This window comes from Streptomyces sp. NPDC034085, assembly GCF_055575555.1.
Genome location: NZ_JBVISL010000002.1, coordinates 898,242 through 911,656, shown reverse-complemented (window position 1 = coordinate 911,656; position 13,415 = coordinate 898,242). Strand labels below are relative to the sequence as shown.

Sequence of the window (13,415 nt, the reverse complement as noted above, 5' to 3'; positions counted from 1 at the left end):
CTAGGAGCGGACCGGGCGGCCGCGGCGGCCGCCATGCACAGCGCGTTCGAAGGTTCACCCTCCCGGCGCGCGGCCGCCCCGGTGCCCGTACGGACGTACGGGCACCGGGGCGGCGGACGCCGGCCGGCCGCGGCCGGCCGGGCGCCTTCAGCGCAGCAGGACCCCGCCGCGCTCCCCGGTGTCCACCGGGGCGGCGACCAGGCCCAGTTCGGCCGGGGTCGCCAGCAGCGGGTGCGCCGGCAGGACCCGCACGGTGTACCCGAAGGGCCCGGTGCGGTCGAGGGCGAGCGGGCCCTCGTACACCCAGCGGCCGTCCAGGTCGGGCCCGGCGGCGGGCTTGAGCGGGAAGACCCGCCCGTCCCGGATCACGTCCTGGGCGTCGACCCGGCCCGCGACGGCCTGCACCTCCACGTCCTCCGCCACGAGCGTGTCCAGCGCCACCCGCACCCGCAGGGTGAGGGTGGCCCCCAGTTCGGCCGTACCGCCCACGGGCGTGGCGGCGACGGCCTCCACGTGCTCGACGGCGACCTGCGGCCAGGACGCCCGGACGCGCCCCTTCCACCAGGCGAGGTCCCGGGCGGCGGGCGGGGTCAGGGCCCGGTGGGAGAGCGCGGCGGGGGCGTAGAGCCGCTCCACGTACTCCCGCACCATCCGCCCCGCGAGCACCTTCGGGCCCAGGGAGACCAGGGTGCGCCGGACCATCTCGATCCACCGCACGGGCAGGCCGGCCCGCCCGTCCCGGTCGTAGAAGCGGGGCGCGACCCGCTCCTCGATCAGCTCGTAGAGGGCGGCCGCCTCCAGGTCGTCGCGGCGGTCCTCGTCCGTCCCGAGCCCGTCGGCGGTGGGGATGGCCCAGCCGAAGTCGGGCTCGAACCACTCGTCCCACCAGCCGTCCAGGACCGACAGGTTCAGGCAGCCGTTCAGGGCGGCCTTCATCCCACTGGTGCCGCAGGCCTCCAGGGGCCGCAGCGGGTTGTTCAGCCAGACGTCGCAGCCCGGGTAGAGCTTCTGCGCCATGGCCATGCCGTAGTCCGGCAGAAAGACGATGCGGTGGCGCACGCGCGGGTCGTCGGAGAAGCGCACCAGCTCCTGCACGAGCCGCTTGCCGCCGTCGTCGGCCGGGTGCGCCTTGCCCGCGACGACGATCTGCACCGGGCGGTCCGGGTCCAGCAGCAGCCGGCGCAGCCGCTCCGGGTCGCGCAGCATCAGCGTCAGCCGCTTGTACGAGGGCACGCGCCGGGCGAAGCCGATGGTGAGCACGTCCGGGTCGAGGACGGAGTCCACCCAGCCCAGTTCGGTGTCGGCGGCCCCGCGCTGCTTCCACGAGGCGCGCAGCCGGTCGCGCACCTCCTGGACCAGCTGCTCGCGCAGGGCACGGCGTACGTCCCACACGTCCTGGTCGGCGATCTGCGCGACGGCGTCCCAGCGGGCGGAGGCGCCCACCGCGAGGGCGTCCTCGGTCCGCCCGGCCCCGATCTGCCGGGCGCCGAGCCGCATGACCTCGGGGGCGACCCAGGTCGGGGCGTGCACCCCGTTGGTCACGGAGGCGATGGGCACGTCGGCGGCGTCGAAGCCCGGCCAGAGCCCGGCGAACATGCCCCGGCTGACCGCGCCGTGCAGGGTGGAGACCCCGTTGGCGCGCTGGGCGAGGCGCAGGCCCATGACGGCCATGTTGAACACGCCGGGGTCGCCGCCGGGGTACGACTCGGCGCCCAGCTCCAGGATCCGCTCGACCGGTACGCCGGGGAGCTCGCCGCCCTCGCCGAAGTGCCGGGCGACGAGCGAGCGCTCGAAGCGGTCGATGCCGGCGGGGACGGGGGTGTGCGTGGTGAACACGGTTCCGGCGCGGACGGCTTCGAGCGCGGCGTCGAAGCCGAGGTCGTGCTCGCCCTCCAGTTCCCTCATGCGTTCCAGGCCGAGGAAGCCGGCGTGTCCCTCGTTCGTGTGAAATACCTCGGGGTCGGCGTGGCCGGTGATCCGGCAGTACGTCCGCACGGCGCGGACCCCGCCGATGCCCAGCAGCATCTCCTGGAGCAGCCGGTGGTCGCTGCCGCCGCCGTAGAGGCGGTCGGTCACGTCGCGGGCGGCGGGGTCGTTGTCCTCGACGTCGGAGTCGAGCAGGAGCAGCGGTACGCGTCCCACCCGGGCCTGCCAGATGTGCGCGTGCAACGACCGCCCGCCGGGCAGGGTCAGCGACACCCGGGCGGGGGCGCCGTCCTCCTGCCGCAGCAGGGACAGGGGCAGCTCGTGGGGGTCCAGCACCGGGTAGTGCTCCTGCTGCCAGCCTTCGCGGGAGAGCGACTGGCGGAAGTAGCCGTGCCGGTAGAGCAGGCCGACGCCGATGACCGGGACACCGAGGTCGCTGGCGGCCTTGAGGTGGTCCCCGGCGAGGATCCCCAGACCGCCGGAGTACTGGGGCAGGGCGGCGGTGATGCCGAACTCGGGGGAGAAGTAGGCGATGGCGGCGGGGAGCTCGGCGTGGTTCTCGGCGGTCTGGTACCACCTCCCGCCGTGGAGGTAGTCCTCGAGGTCGGCGGCGGCGACGGCGAGCCGCCGCAGGAACCGCCGGTCGCCGGCGAGTTCCTCGAGCCGGGAGGCGGGCACGGCGCCGAGCAGCCGGACGGGGTCGCCGCCGGCGGCCTGCCAGCCTTCGGGGTCGACGGAATGGAAGAGTTCACGGGTTTCCGTATGCCAAGACCAGCGCAGGTTGCGCGCGAGGTCGGAGAGCGGCATCAGGGGGTCGGGGAGGACGGGGCGCACGGTGAATCGACGGATGGCCTTCACACGCTCCACCTTGGCAGGGGATGACGGATCGGAGCGACCGCACCACGCTGTGTGCCCGCGCGTCGCCCCCCGGAAGGTTAGGCCGTCTCCCGCTCCCCGGCCATCCCGCCTCCTGCCGGCCAGGCGTCGCGGACGGGTCGTCAGGCGTCGGTCGCCAGGCGGGCGTGCAGGTGCTCGTCGTGCCAGCCGTCGGCGTGTCGCAGGGCGCCGCGCATCGTGCCCTCCAGGGGGAAGCCGGCCTTCAGGGCGACGGCGCAGGAGGCCGGGTTGGCCACCGAATGGCAGATCCGCAGGCGGTGCAGGCCGGCCGTGCGGAAGGCCCACTCGGACACCGCGGCCACCGCCTGCGGCATGACACCGCGGCCGCGTCCGGCCGGCAGCAACCAGTACACGAATTCCGCGCTGCCGCCCGCCGCGTCGACGTCGGCGAGGCCGGTCAGGCCCACGGCCGGGGCGCCGGGTGACGCGGCCACCGCCCAGACGGCCGCCCGCTGCTCGGTCCACCGCCGGTTCCAGCGGGCGATCCGGGCGGCCGCCGAGGCGGGGGTCTCGGGCTCCGGCCGGTTCCAGTGCCGGATGTCAGGGTCTTCGTACGCGGCAGCCGGCACGGGGGCGTCCGCCTCCCGCCAGGGCCTCAGCACCATCCCGCAGGGCAGCGCGAACATGGGCTGGGCGGCCGTGCCCCAGGGGGCGGAAGCGGTCGGAGAAACTCGGGGGGCGGGCGGGGTTCCGGTGTCCACCGGTACATTCTCGCCGACTTGACGGAGCCTCGGCGCACGCCGAGCCGCTCGCCGACGGGTCGCTTCCGGCTACGTACGAGTAGTTGGCCGAGAGCTCGGATTGGGCGGGTCGTGAATGGGAAGGGCTGAGCGGGTACACGCGATACACGCACGGCGCACCCGCCCACAACCTTTCCCCGCCACCCGAGTGAACGCGGACAGGAGCGGCCATGCCCGCAGCCCAGCCGTCTTCCGAGCGGCTAGAAACAGAGCGAACAGAGCGTGCACTACCAGCCGCGATTCCGGCTGGCCCGTCACCGAGCCCTGCGAACTGCCCCCAGGTGATCCCATCATGATCGGTCGCATTCCCGTGCTGGACGTCCGCCCCGCCGTCGACTGCGGCGCCAGACCCGCCAAGGCGGTCGTCGACGAGGTCTTCGAGATCTCCGCCACCGTGTTCCGCGAGGGCCACGACGCCGTCTCCGCCCATGTCGTCCTGCGGGACCCGAGCGGGCGGCTGCGCCCACCGGTCCCGATGCGCGAACTCGCCCCCGGCACCGACCGGTGGGGGGCGCGGGTGTCCGCCGAGGTCGAGGGGAGGTGGACGTACACCGTCGAGGCGTGGAGCGATCCGGTCGCCACCTGGCGGGCCCATGCCGCGGTGAAGATCCCGGCGGACCTCGACACCGGGCTGACCCTCCTGGAGGGCGCGGAGCTCTACGAGCGCGCGGCCGCCAGGATTCCCAAGCGGGACGGCCGCGAAGCCGTGCTGGCCGCCGCCGACGCGATGCGCGACGAGGACCGCCCGGCCGCGCAGCGGTACGCGGCCGCGCTCGCGCCCGCGGTGGACGCGGCGCTCGCCCGGCGCCCGTACCGGGAGCTGGTCACGGCCGCCAAGCCGCTGGCCCTGATGATCGAACGCAAGCGGGCCCTCTTCGGTTCCTGGTACGAGATGTTCCCCCGCTCCGAGGGAGCGGTGCTGGAGCCCGGCAAGCCCCCGGTCAGCGGGACCTTCCGCACCGCCGCCGAGCGGCTGCCGGCCATCGCCGCCATGGGTTTCGACGTGGTCTACCTGCCGCCGATCCACCCGATCGGGTCGACCTTCCGCAAGGGCCCCAACAACACGCTTTCCGCGGGGAGTTGGGATCCGGGCGTGCCCTGGGCGATCGGGTCGACGGAGGGCGGCCACGACGCCGTCCACCCCGACCTCGGCACCCTGGAGGACTTCGACGCCTTCGTCGCGCGCGCCCGTGACCTGCGCATGGAGATCGCCCTCGACTTCGCCCTCCAGTGCTCCCCCGACCACCCGTGGGTGGAGAAGCACCCGGAGTGGTTCCGCCACCGGGCCGACGGGACCATCGCGTACGCGGAGAACCCGCCGAAGAAGTACCAGGACATCTTCCCGATCCACTTCGACGCGGACATGGCCGGCATCGTCCAGGAGACGGTCCGGATCCTGCGCCACTGGATGGACCACGGCGTGCGGATCTTCCGCGTCGACAATCCGCACACCAAGCCGGTCGTGTTCTGGCAGAAGGTGATCGCGGAGATCAACAAGTCCGACCCCGACGTGATCTTCCTGGCGGAAGCCTTCACCCGGCCCGCCATGATGCGCGCGCTCGCCTCGGTCGGCTTCCAGCAGTCGTACACCTATTTCACCTGGCGCAACACCAAGGCCGAGCTGACCGAATACCTGACCGAGCTGTCGGGCACCCACTCGGCCTCCGTGATGCGGCCGAACTTCTTCGTCAACACGCCCGACATCCTCCACGAGTACCTCCAGAAGGGCGGCCGGGCCGCCTTCGAGGTCCGGGCGGTCCTCGCCGCCACCCTCTCCCCCACCTGGGGCGTCTACGCGGGCTACGAGCTCTGCGAGAACGAGCCGGTCCGGGAGGGCAGCGAGGAGTACCTGGACTCCGAGAAGTACGAGCTGCGGCCGCGCGACTGGGCCGCCGCCGACCGCGAGGGCCGCTCCATCGCCCCGCTGATCACCACGCTGAATCGGGTGCGCCGGCGCAATCCCGCCCTCCAGCAGCTGCGCGACATCCACTTCCACCCGACCGACAACGAACAGGTGATCGCCTATTCGAAGCACTCCGGAGGCAATTCCGTACTGGTGGTCGTCAACCTCGATCCGCACCACACCCAGGAGGCGACCGTCTCGTTGGACATGCCGGTACTCGGCCTCGACTGGCACGGGTCCCTCGCGGTGCGCGACGAGCTCACCGGCGACACCTACCACTGGGGCAGGGCGAACTACGTGCGCCTGGAACCGGGCCGCAGCCCCGCGCACGTCCTGGCCGCCCTGCGACCGTCCCCGCCCACCGGAGGGTCACCCACCACATGATCATCAACGATCCCGTCCACGACACCTTCGAGGACACCCCCGCCAAGGACCGCGATCCCGACTGGTTCAAGCGGGCGGTCTTCTACGAGGTCCTCGTCCGCTCCTTCCACGACAGCAACGGCGACGGCGTCGGGGACCTCCAGGGGCTCACCGCGAAGCTGGACTACCTCCAGTGGCTCGGCGTCGACTGCCTTTGGCTGCCGCCGTTCTTCGCCTCACCGCTGCGAGACGGCGGCTACGACGTCTCCGACTACACCTCCGTGCTCCCCGAGTTCGGCGACCTCGCCGACTTCGTGGAGTTCGTGGACGCCGCGCACACCCGCGGCATGCGCGTGATCATCGACTTCGTCATGAACCACACCAGCGACCAGCACGAGTGGTTCCAGCAGTCGCGCAAGGACCCGGACGGACCGTACGGGGACTACTACATGTGGGCCGACAACGACAAGCAGTATCAGGACGCCCGCATCATCTTCATCGACACCGAGACCTCGAACTGGACGTACGACCCCCTGCGCAAGCAGTACTACTGGCACCGCTTCTTCTCGCACCAGCCGGACCTCAACTTCGAGAACCCGGCCGTCCAGGAGGAGATCATCTCGGCGCTGCGCTTCTGGCTGGACCTCGGCATCGACGGCTTCCGCCTCGACGCCGTGCCCTACCTCTACGCCGAGGAGGGCACCAACTGCGAGAACCTGCCCCGCACCCACGCGCTGCTCAAGCGCGTCCGGGCGGAGATCGACGCGCACTACCCCGACACCGTGCTGCTCGCCGAGGCGAACCAGTGGCCCGAGGACGTCGTCGACTACTTCGGCGACTTCGCGAAGGGCGGGGACGAGTGCCACATGGCCTTCCACTTCCCGGTCATGCCGCGCATCTTCATGGCCGTACGAAGAGAGTCGCGCTACCCCGTCTCCGAGATCCTGGCCAAGACCCCGGCGATCCCGGACCGCTGCCAGTGGGGCATCTTCCTGCGCAACCACGACGAGCTCACCCTCGAGATGGTCACGGACGAAGAGCGCGACTACATGTACGCCGAGTACGCCAAGGACCCGCGGATGCGGGCCAACATCGGCATCCGGCGCCGGCTCGCCCCGCTCCTGGACAACGACCGCAACCAGATGGAGCTGTTCACCGCCCTGCTGCTGTCGCTGCCCGGCTCGCCGGTGCTCTACTACGGCGACGAGATCGGCATGGGCGACAACATCTGGCTCGGCGACCGCGACGGCGTGCGCACGCCCATGCAGTGGACTCCCGACCGCAACGCCGGTTTCTCCTCCTGCGATCCGGGCAGGCTGAACCTGCCGGTCATCATGGACCCGGTCTACGGGTACCAGGTCACCAATGTCGAGGCGGCCATGGCATCGCCCTCGTCACTGCTGCACTGGACCCGCAGGCTGATCGAGATCCGCAAGGCGAACCCCGCCTTCGGGCTCGGTTCGTACACCGAACTGCCCTCGTCCAACCCGGCGGTGCTCGCGTTCCTGCGCGAGTTCGGGGACGACCTGGTGCTGTGCGTGCACAACTTCTCGCGCTTCGCGCAGCCCACCGAGCTGGACCTGCGGTCGTTCAACGGGCGGGTTCCGGTGGAGCTCACGGGTGACGTGCGCTTCCCGCCGATCGGCGAGTGGCCGTACCTGCTGACCCTGGCGGGCCACGGCTTCTACTGGTTCCGGCTCCGCAGCGACCAGCGCGCCGACTGAGGGACCGGGTACGGGGCGGGCACTCCTTTGGGTCAACGGCCCGCCCCCTGTACGGATCATCCTGACCCGACACTCGCACATACCGGAGTAGCAACTGCCGCACATCCGGGACACTCTGCGCATTCTGTGACGGCCCGGGGAAAGGACGCGACGCCATGTCGGAGGCTGCATCCGCCCGGAGCCGGCTCACGGCCGACCGGGCCGCCGGTATCACGGGAAGAGCCGCGACCGCCGTACTCGAACCGATGCTGCGGGACTGGCTGCCCGCACAGCGCTGGTTCGCCGGCAAGGGACGCCGGATCGACAGGATCGAGGCCGTCTCGGCGGCCGAACTGCTGCCGCCGGGCACCACCCCCCAACTGCTGCACCTGCTCCTGGACGTGGACGGGGACTGCTACCAGCTCCTGCTGGGCATCCGCCCCTCCCCGCTCCCGCCCGCCCTCGCGCCCGCGCTGATCGGACACGCCCCGGACGGCCCGTACGCGGGCCGGGCCGTGTACGAGGCGCTGGGCGACCCCAGGCTGGCCGCCCTGCTGCTGGAACGGTTGCGCGCCCCCGGGGCGCTGGGCCCGCTCCGCTTCGACCGGGACCCGGACGCGCCCGTCGCGGCCGGACTGGCCCCCCGGCCGCTGTCCGGGGAGCAGACCAACTCCTCGCTGATCTACGGGGACGCGTACATCCTCAAGGTGTTCCGCCGGGTCGGTCCCGGCGTCAACCCGGACCTGGAGCTGCCGAGGGCCCTGGCCGCCGCCGGCTGCACCCGCGTACCCGCCCCGGTCGCCTGGTACGAGGCCCAGCCGGCCAGTGGAGAACCGTTGACCCTGGGCGTGCTCCAGCCCTACCTGCGCGGCTCCGACGACGGCTGGCAGCTGGCCCTGCGCAGACTCCGGGCGGGCGCGGACTTCACCGCCGAGGCGCACGCGCTGGGGCGGGCCACCGCCGAGGTGCACAGCGCGCTCGCGGCCGCCCTGCCCACCGTCGCCCTGGGCCCCGAGCAGACCGCGCGGCTCGCCGCGGGGATGACCGCCCGGCTGGCCGCCACCTGCCGCGAGGTGCCCGCGCTGCGGCCGTACGAGGCCGGGCTGCGCGGCGCCTTCGACGCGCTGGCCGCCTCCCGGGGCACCGGGGTCCACGCCCAGCGCATCCACGGCGACCTGCACCTGGGCCAGACCCTGCGCACCGCCGACGGCGGCTGGGCGCTGATCGACTTCGAGGGGGAGCCGGCCCGGCCGCTGGCCGACCGCCGCCGCCCCGAGCCGGCGGTCCGCGACGTCGCCGGGATACTGCGCTCCTTCGACTACGCCGCCCGCTCGCACCGGCCCTTCGCCCCGGCCTGGGCGGACGCCTGCCGGACCGCGTTCTGCGAGGGCTACGCCCGCACCACCGGGCGCGACCCGCGCGAGGACCCGGTCCTGCTGCGGGCGTACGAGACCGACAAGGCGGTGTACGAGGCCCGCTACGAGTCCCGGCACCGCCCCGACTGGCTGCACGTCCCGATGGCGGCGATCCGCCGGCTGTCGGAGCCGCAGCGGCCCGCACACCGCATGCCCCCGCCGGTTCCCGGCACCGCCCCCGCCCCGCATCCGAAGCCCCCGAGGAGGCCGCTCGCGTGAGCGCCGCACGACAGCCGTCACCGACCGTCCGCGAGGAAGCCGCAGCCGAACCCGCAGCCGAGCCCGAGGCCGTAGCGGCAGCCGATCCCGCAGCCGAGCCCGAGGCCGTGGCGGCAAGCGATCCCGGGGCCGGACCCGCCAAGCGCCCCCGGGCCCCGCGGGCCCGCCGCGCCGCCCCGCCGCACGGGGTCCGGCCGGCGCCCCCGCTGGGCGGGGAGGAGCGGGCCCGGCTGCTGGAGGGCCGCCACCACGACCCGCACGGGGTGCTGGGTGCCCGTGCGCAGCGCGGCGGGGTCGTCTTCCGCGTGCTGCGCCCGTTCGCGAAGACCGTCACCGTCGTGGCCAAGGGGCTGCGGGCCGAGCTCTTCGACGAGGGCGACGGGCTGTTCTCCGGGCTGCTGCCGCTGACCGGGGTGCCGGACTACCGGCTGCTGGTGGCGTACGACAGCGTCGAGATCGAGGTCGACGACCCCTACCGGTTCCTGCCCGCCCTGGGGGAGCTGGACCTGCACCTGATCGGCGAGGGCCGCCACGAGGAGCTGTGGACGGCGCTCGGCGCCCGGCCGATGGAGCACCAGGGCGTGGCCGGCACCCGCTTCACGGTGTGGGCGCCCAACGCCCAGGGGGTGCGGGTCACCGGGGACTTCTCGTACTGGGACTCGCTCGCCCACCCGATGCGCTCGCTCGGCTCCAGCGGGGTGTGGGAGCTGTTCCTGCCCGGTGTCGGCGAGGGCACCCTGTACAAGTACGACATCACGCGCCCGGACGGCAGCCACACGCTGCGCGCCGACCCGATGGCGCAGTACGCCGAGGTGCCGCCGGCCACCGCCTCGGTGGTCACCGCCTCGCGGTTCGTGTGGCAGGACGCCGAGTGGATGGCCACGCGCGCCGCCCGCCCGGCGCACCAGGCGCCGTTCTCGGTGTACGAGCTGCACCTGGCGTCCTGGCGGCCGGGGCTGAGCTACCGGCAGCTGGCCGACCAGCTCCCCGCGTACGTCAAGGAGCTCGGCTTCACGCACGTGGAGTTCATGCCGGTCGCCGAGCACCCCTTCGGCGGCTCCTGGGGCTACCAGGTCACCGGTTTCTACGCGCCGACCTCGCGGATGGGCACCCCGGACGACTTCCGCCTGCTGGTGGACGCGCTGCACCGGGCCGGGATCGGGGTGATCGTCGACTGGGTGCCCGCGCACTTCCCGCGCGACGAGTGGGCGCTCGCGGAGTTCGACGGCCGGCCGCTGTACGAGCACCAGGACCCGCGCCGGGCCGCGCACCCGGACTGGGGGACGCTGGAGTTCGACTACGGGCGCAAGGAGGTCCGCAACTTCCTCGTCGCCAACGCCGTCTACTGGTGCCAGGAGTTCCACGTGGACGGGCTGCGCGTGGACGCGGTGGCCTCGATGCTGTACCTGGACTACTCGCGCGACGAGGGCGACTGGTCGCCGAACGAGCACGGCGGCCGGGAGGACCTGGACGCGGTGGCGCTGCTCCAGGAGATGAACGCGACGGTCTACCGGCGCTGCCCGGGAGTGGTGACCATCGCGGAGGAGTCCACGGCCTGGGACGGGGTCACGCGGCCGACGGACTCGGGCGGCCTGGGCTTCGGCCTGAAGTGGAACATGGGCTGGATGCACGACACCCTGCGGTACGTGTCGAAGGAGCCGGTGCACCGCAAGTACCACCACCACGACATGACCTTCGCGATGGTGTACGCCTTCAGCGAGAACTACGTCCTGCCGATCTCGCACGACGAGGTGGTGCACGGCAAGCGCGCGCTGGTGTCGAAGATGCCGGGGGACTGGTGGCAGCAGCGGGCCACGCACCGCGCCTACCTGGGCTTCATGTGGGCCCATCCGGGCAAGCAACTGCTGTTCATGGGACAGGAGTTCGCGCAGGGTTCGGAATGGTCGGAGGCCTACGGACCGGACTGGTGGGTGCTGGACCCGGCGTATCCGGCGGCCGGCGACCACCGGGGGGTGCGCGACCTGGTGCGCGACCTGAACCGGGCGTACGGAGCGGCTCCGGCGCTGTGGGAGCGGGACTCGGTGCCGGAGGGCTTCGCGTGGGTCGAGGCGGACGCCTCGGACGACAACGTGTTCGCCTTCCTGCGGTACGCGCAGGACGGTTCGCAGCTGCTGTGCGTGTCGAACTTCTCCCCCGTGGTCCGGCACGGCTACCGGATCGGGGTCCCGGAGGAGGTGCCGCAGTGGCGGGAGGTCCTCAACACGGACATGGAGGCGTACGGCGGGAGCGGCGTCCACCACGCCCGGCCGCTGCGCCCCGAGCCGGTGCCGGCCCAGGGGCGTGCGGTGAGCCTGCGGATGACGCTCCCGCCGATGGCGACGGTCTGGCTCAGGCCGTGAGCCACACCTCGTCGAGCTCCTGAAGCAGCCGGCGCTTGGCGCGGGCTCCGACCACCTGCTTGACGGGTTCGCCGTCGCGGAAGACGAGCATGGTCGGCATGGACAGCACCCCGTAGCGCGTGACGGCGCCGGGGTTGCTGTCCGCGTCGATCTGGACGACCTTGAGGCGGGCCGCCTCCTCGGCGGCGATGGCGGAGAGCACGGGGGCGAGCTGGCGGCAGGGGCCGCACCAGTCCGCGGTGAACTCCACCAGTACGGGCCGGCCCCGTTCGGCCAGCACCTCCGCCGCGAAGTCCTCGTCGGTCACTTCTGCCACACCCTTGGCGTGGATCATGTCGTTCCCCTCTCACGTCCGATGTCTGGTGACGCGGCGGCCCGCCGCGTCCGGTCGCGGGCGGACGCCCGCGGCCGGCGGGTCAGCCGGTCATCTCACAGCGCGGTACGGCTTCCGCGGCGGCCTCCTCGGCCGCGGACAGCTGGCGGGCGACCTGCTCGCGGACGTCGGCCAGCTGGCCGATCAGGCCGTCCAGCTCGGCCAGCTTGCGGCGGTACACCGCGAGCGAGGCCGGGCAGGAGTCGCCGGCCGGGTGGCCGGCGCGCAGGCACTCGACGAACGGCCGGGTCTCCTCCAGCTCGAAGCCGAAGTCCTGGAGGGTGCGGATCTGCCGCAGCAGGCGCAGGTCGTCCTCGTCGTAGTCGCGGTAGCCGTTGCCGGTGCGGCGGGCCGCGAGCAGCCCGCGTGATTCGTAGTACCTGAGCGTCCGGGTGCTGGTCCCGGCCCGCTTCGCCAGTTCGCCGATGCGCATGGCCCGACCGTATTCCCTGACGCCGACGTCAAGGAAAGGGGAGCGGGCGCGGAAGAGGGGCGCGGGAGGCGTTCCCGCGGTGCCGGGGCCCCGGCCTGGGGGGCCCTCGCCACCCCCGTATGCGAGGGCCCCGATATGGATCACGGACGGGAGGGACGGCCGGTTCAGGTGCTGTGACCGGGATCACTCGACGGGCTTGCCGGGTCACCTGAAATGGAGTGGCTGAATCCGTACGCTGTAAATGGATCTTCCCATGATCCGATTACCGGACAGTCGCCGGGAAAACCGCCCAAAGTCATGAACTCCATAGGACTTTCCTACGAGTTATCGGCTTGTTTGAATAGTCTGTAGCCGTCACTCCTTGGCCACTCCTACCGTGTGCCCTGTGCACTCCAGCCCCCCTTTCAACGCCCCCGCCGCACGCCGCCTGCGCGCGGCCCTGGGCATGGCTCCCGGCCATGTCGCCTACGGCCTGCGGGCCCAGTACGGACTGCTCGTCGCACCGGAGACCGTGATGGCCTGGGAGCGGGGCGAGCAGTCGCCCACCTCCACCGAGCTCACGGCCCTGGCCGGCGTGCTCTGGTGCTCCCCCGCGGAGCTGCTGGCCGAGCCCGTCACCCTGCGGGAACACCGCATCGCCCGCGGCCTGGACCCAGAGGACCTGGCCCGCCGCGTCGGGCTGGAGGCGAACGCGTACCGGAAGATGGAGGACACCGGGCGCTGGAAGGGCAACGAGCGGCAGTCCGCCGCCCTCGCCTCGGTGCTCGGACTGACGCTGGCCCAGTTCGTGACGGCGACCGGCAAGCACGACGAGCTCGCCGAGCTGCTGCGCAGCGCGGTCACCACCCGCTGGCAGGCCTACGTGAAGCCGCTGGGCAAGCTGCTGCCGGTGCCCAAGGCCCACCTGGAGCACGTCCTCGGGCTCCTCCACGACGACTACCAGTCGCGGATGCTGGCCACCCTCAACTGGGGCGGCGCGGGCGGCTCGGCCAGTACCGGCGACGCGGGCCGGCAGTTCCTCGCGGAGATCACGGACCGCTTCTGGGCCCTGGCCGGCGGCGCGGGGTAGGACGTCGCGCGCGA

General features: G+C 72.6%; 9 protein-coding genes. 5 read left to right on the top strand and 4 right to left on the bottom strand.

Translation table 11 applies throughout. The features are described from left to right. Positions 1–147: 147 nt before the first annotated feature. A complete protein-coding gene (gene glgP / locus ACZ501_RS09585; RefSeq protein WP_468793647.1) occupies positions 148–2,784 on the bottom strand; it encodes an alpha-glucan family phosphorylase in 2,637 nt (878 codons plus the stop codon). A gap of 140 nt (positions 2,785–2,924) precedes the next feature. Beyond that, complete coding sequence (locus ACZ501_RS09580; protein WP_361605639.1) at positions 2,925–3,524, bottom strand: GNAT family N-acetyltransferase; 600 nt, start codon at positions 3,522–3,524, stop codon at positions 2,925–2,927. Between the two features lie 331 nt (positions 3,525–3,855). On the opposite strand from ACZ501_RS09580, the gene ACZ501_RS09575 reads away from it, so the two are divergent. The 4 genes from ACZ501_RS09575 to glgB all read left to right on the top strand — a co-directional run bounded on the left by ACZ501_RS09575 (position 3,856) and on the right by glgB (position 11,526). Continuing rightward, entirely contained in the window at positions 3,856–5,850 is a 1,995-nt protein-coding gene (locus ACZ501_RS09575) for an alpha-1,4-glucan--maltose-1-phosphate maltosyltransferase (RefSeq protein WP_468793644.1), read from the top strand. Continuing rightward, positions 5,847–7,553, top strand: a complete 1,707-nt coding sequence (gene treS / locus ACZ501_RS09570; RefSeq protein ID WP_361605645.1) for a maltose alpha-D-glucosyltransferase — start codon at positions 5,847–5,849, stop codon at positions 7,551–7,553. The genes ACZ501_RS09575 and treS overlap by 4 nt, the downstream gene beginning before the upstream one ends. A 155-nt stretch (positions 7,554–7,708) precedes the next feature. After that, on the top strand, positions 7,709–9,166 hold the full coding sequence (locus ACZ501_RS09565) for a maltokinase N-terminal cap-like domain-containing protein (RefSeq protein WP_468793641.1): 1,458 nt from the start codon (positions 7,709–7,711) through the stop codon (positions 9,164–9,166). Then, a complete protein-coding gene (gene glgB, locus ACZ501_RS09560) occupies positions 9,163–11,526 on the top strand; it encodes a 1,4-alpha-glucan branching enzyme (RefSeq protein ID WP_468793637.1) in 2,364 nt (787 codons plus the stop codon). Before ACZ501_RS09565 ends, glgB begins: the two co-directional genes overlap by 4 nt. Here glgB and ACZ501_RS09555 read toward each other — a convergent pair. Both ACZ501_RS09555 and ACZ501_RS09550 read right to left on the bottom strand, forming a co-directional pair. Continuing rightward, positions 11,516–11,860, bottom strand: a complete 345-nt coding sequence (locus tag ACZ501_RS09555; protein ID WP_361605651.1) for a thioredoxin family protein — start codon at positions 11,858–11,860, stop codon at positions 11,516–11,518. The two genes, glgB and ACZ501_RS09555, sit on opposite strands and share 11 nt — an antisense overlap. 82 nt (positions 11,861–11,942) lie before the next feature. Then, positions 11,943–12,332 carry a MerR family transcriptional regulator gene (locus ACZ501_RS09550; RefSeq protein WP_361605654.1) on the bottom strand — a complete coding sequence of 130 codons (390 nt, stop codon included), beginning with the start codon at positions 12,330–12,332 and terminating at the stop codon, positions 11,943–11,945. Positions 12,333–12,708: 376 nt separating this feature from the next. Here ACZ501_RS09550 and ACZ501_RS09545 point away from each other — a divergent pair, with 376 nt between their 5' ends. Further along, complete coding sequence (locus ACZ501_RS09545; protein WP_361605657.1) at positions 12,709–13,401, top strand: helix-turn-helix domain-containing protein; 693 nt, start codon at positions 12,709–12,711, stop codon at positions 13,399–13,401. Positions 13,402–13,415: the final 14 nt, after the last annotated feature.

Bases quoted from the DNA above. Each gene is read 5' to 3' on its own strand.
- ACZ501_RS09575 (WP_468793644.1), top strand. From the start codon at position 3,856: ATGATCGGTCGCATTCCCGTGCTGGACGTCCGCCCCGCCGTCGACTGC.
- treS (WP_361605645.1), top strand. From the start codon at position 5,847: ATGATCATCAACGATCCCGTCCACGACACCTTCGAGGACACCCCCGCC.
- ACZ501_RS09565 (WP_468793641.1), top strand. From the start codon at position 7,709: ATGTCGGAGGCTGCATCCGCCCGGAGCCGGCTCACGGCCGACCGGGCC.
- ACZ501_RS09555 (WP_361605651.1), bottom strand. From the start codon at position 11,860: ATGATCCACGCCAAGGGTGTGGCAGAAGTGACCGACGAGGACTTCGCG.
- ACZ501_RS09550 (WP_361605654.1), bottom strand. From the start codon at position 12,332: ATGCGCATCGGCGAACTGGCGAAGCGGGCCGGGACCAGCACCCGGACG.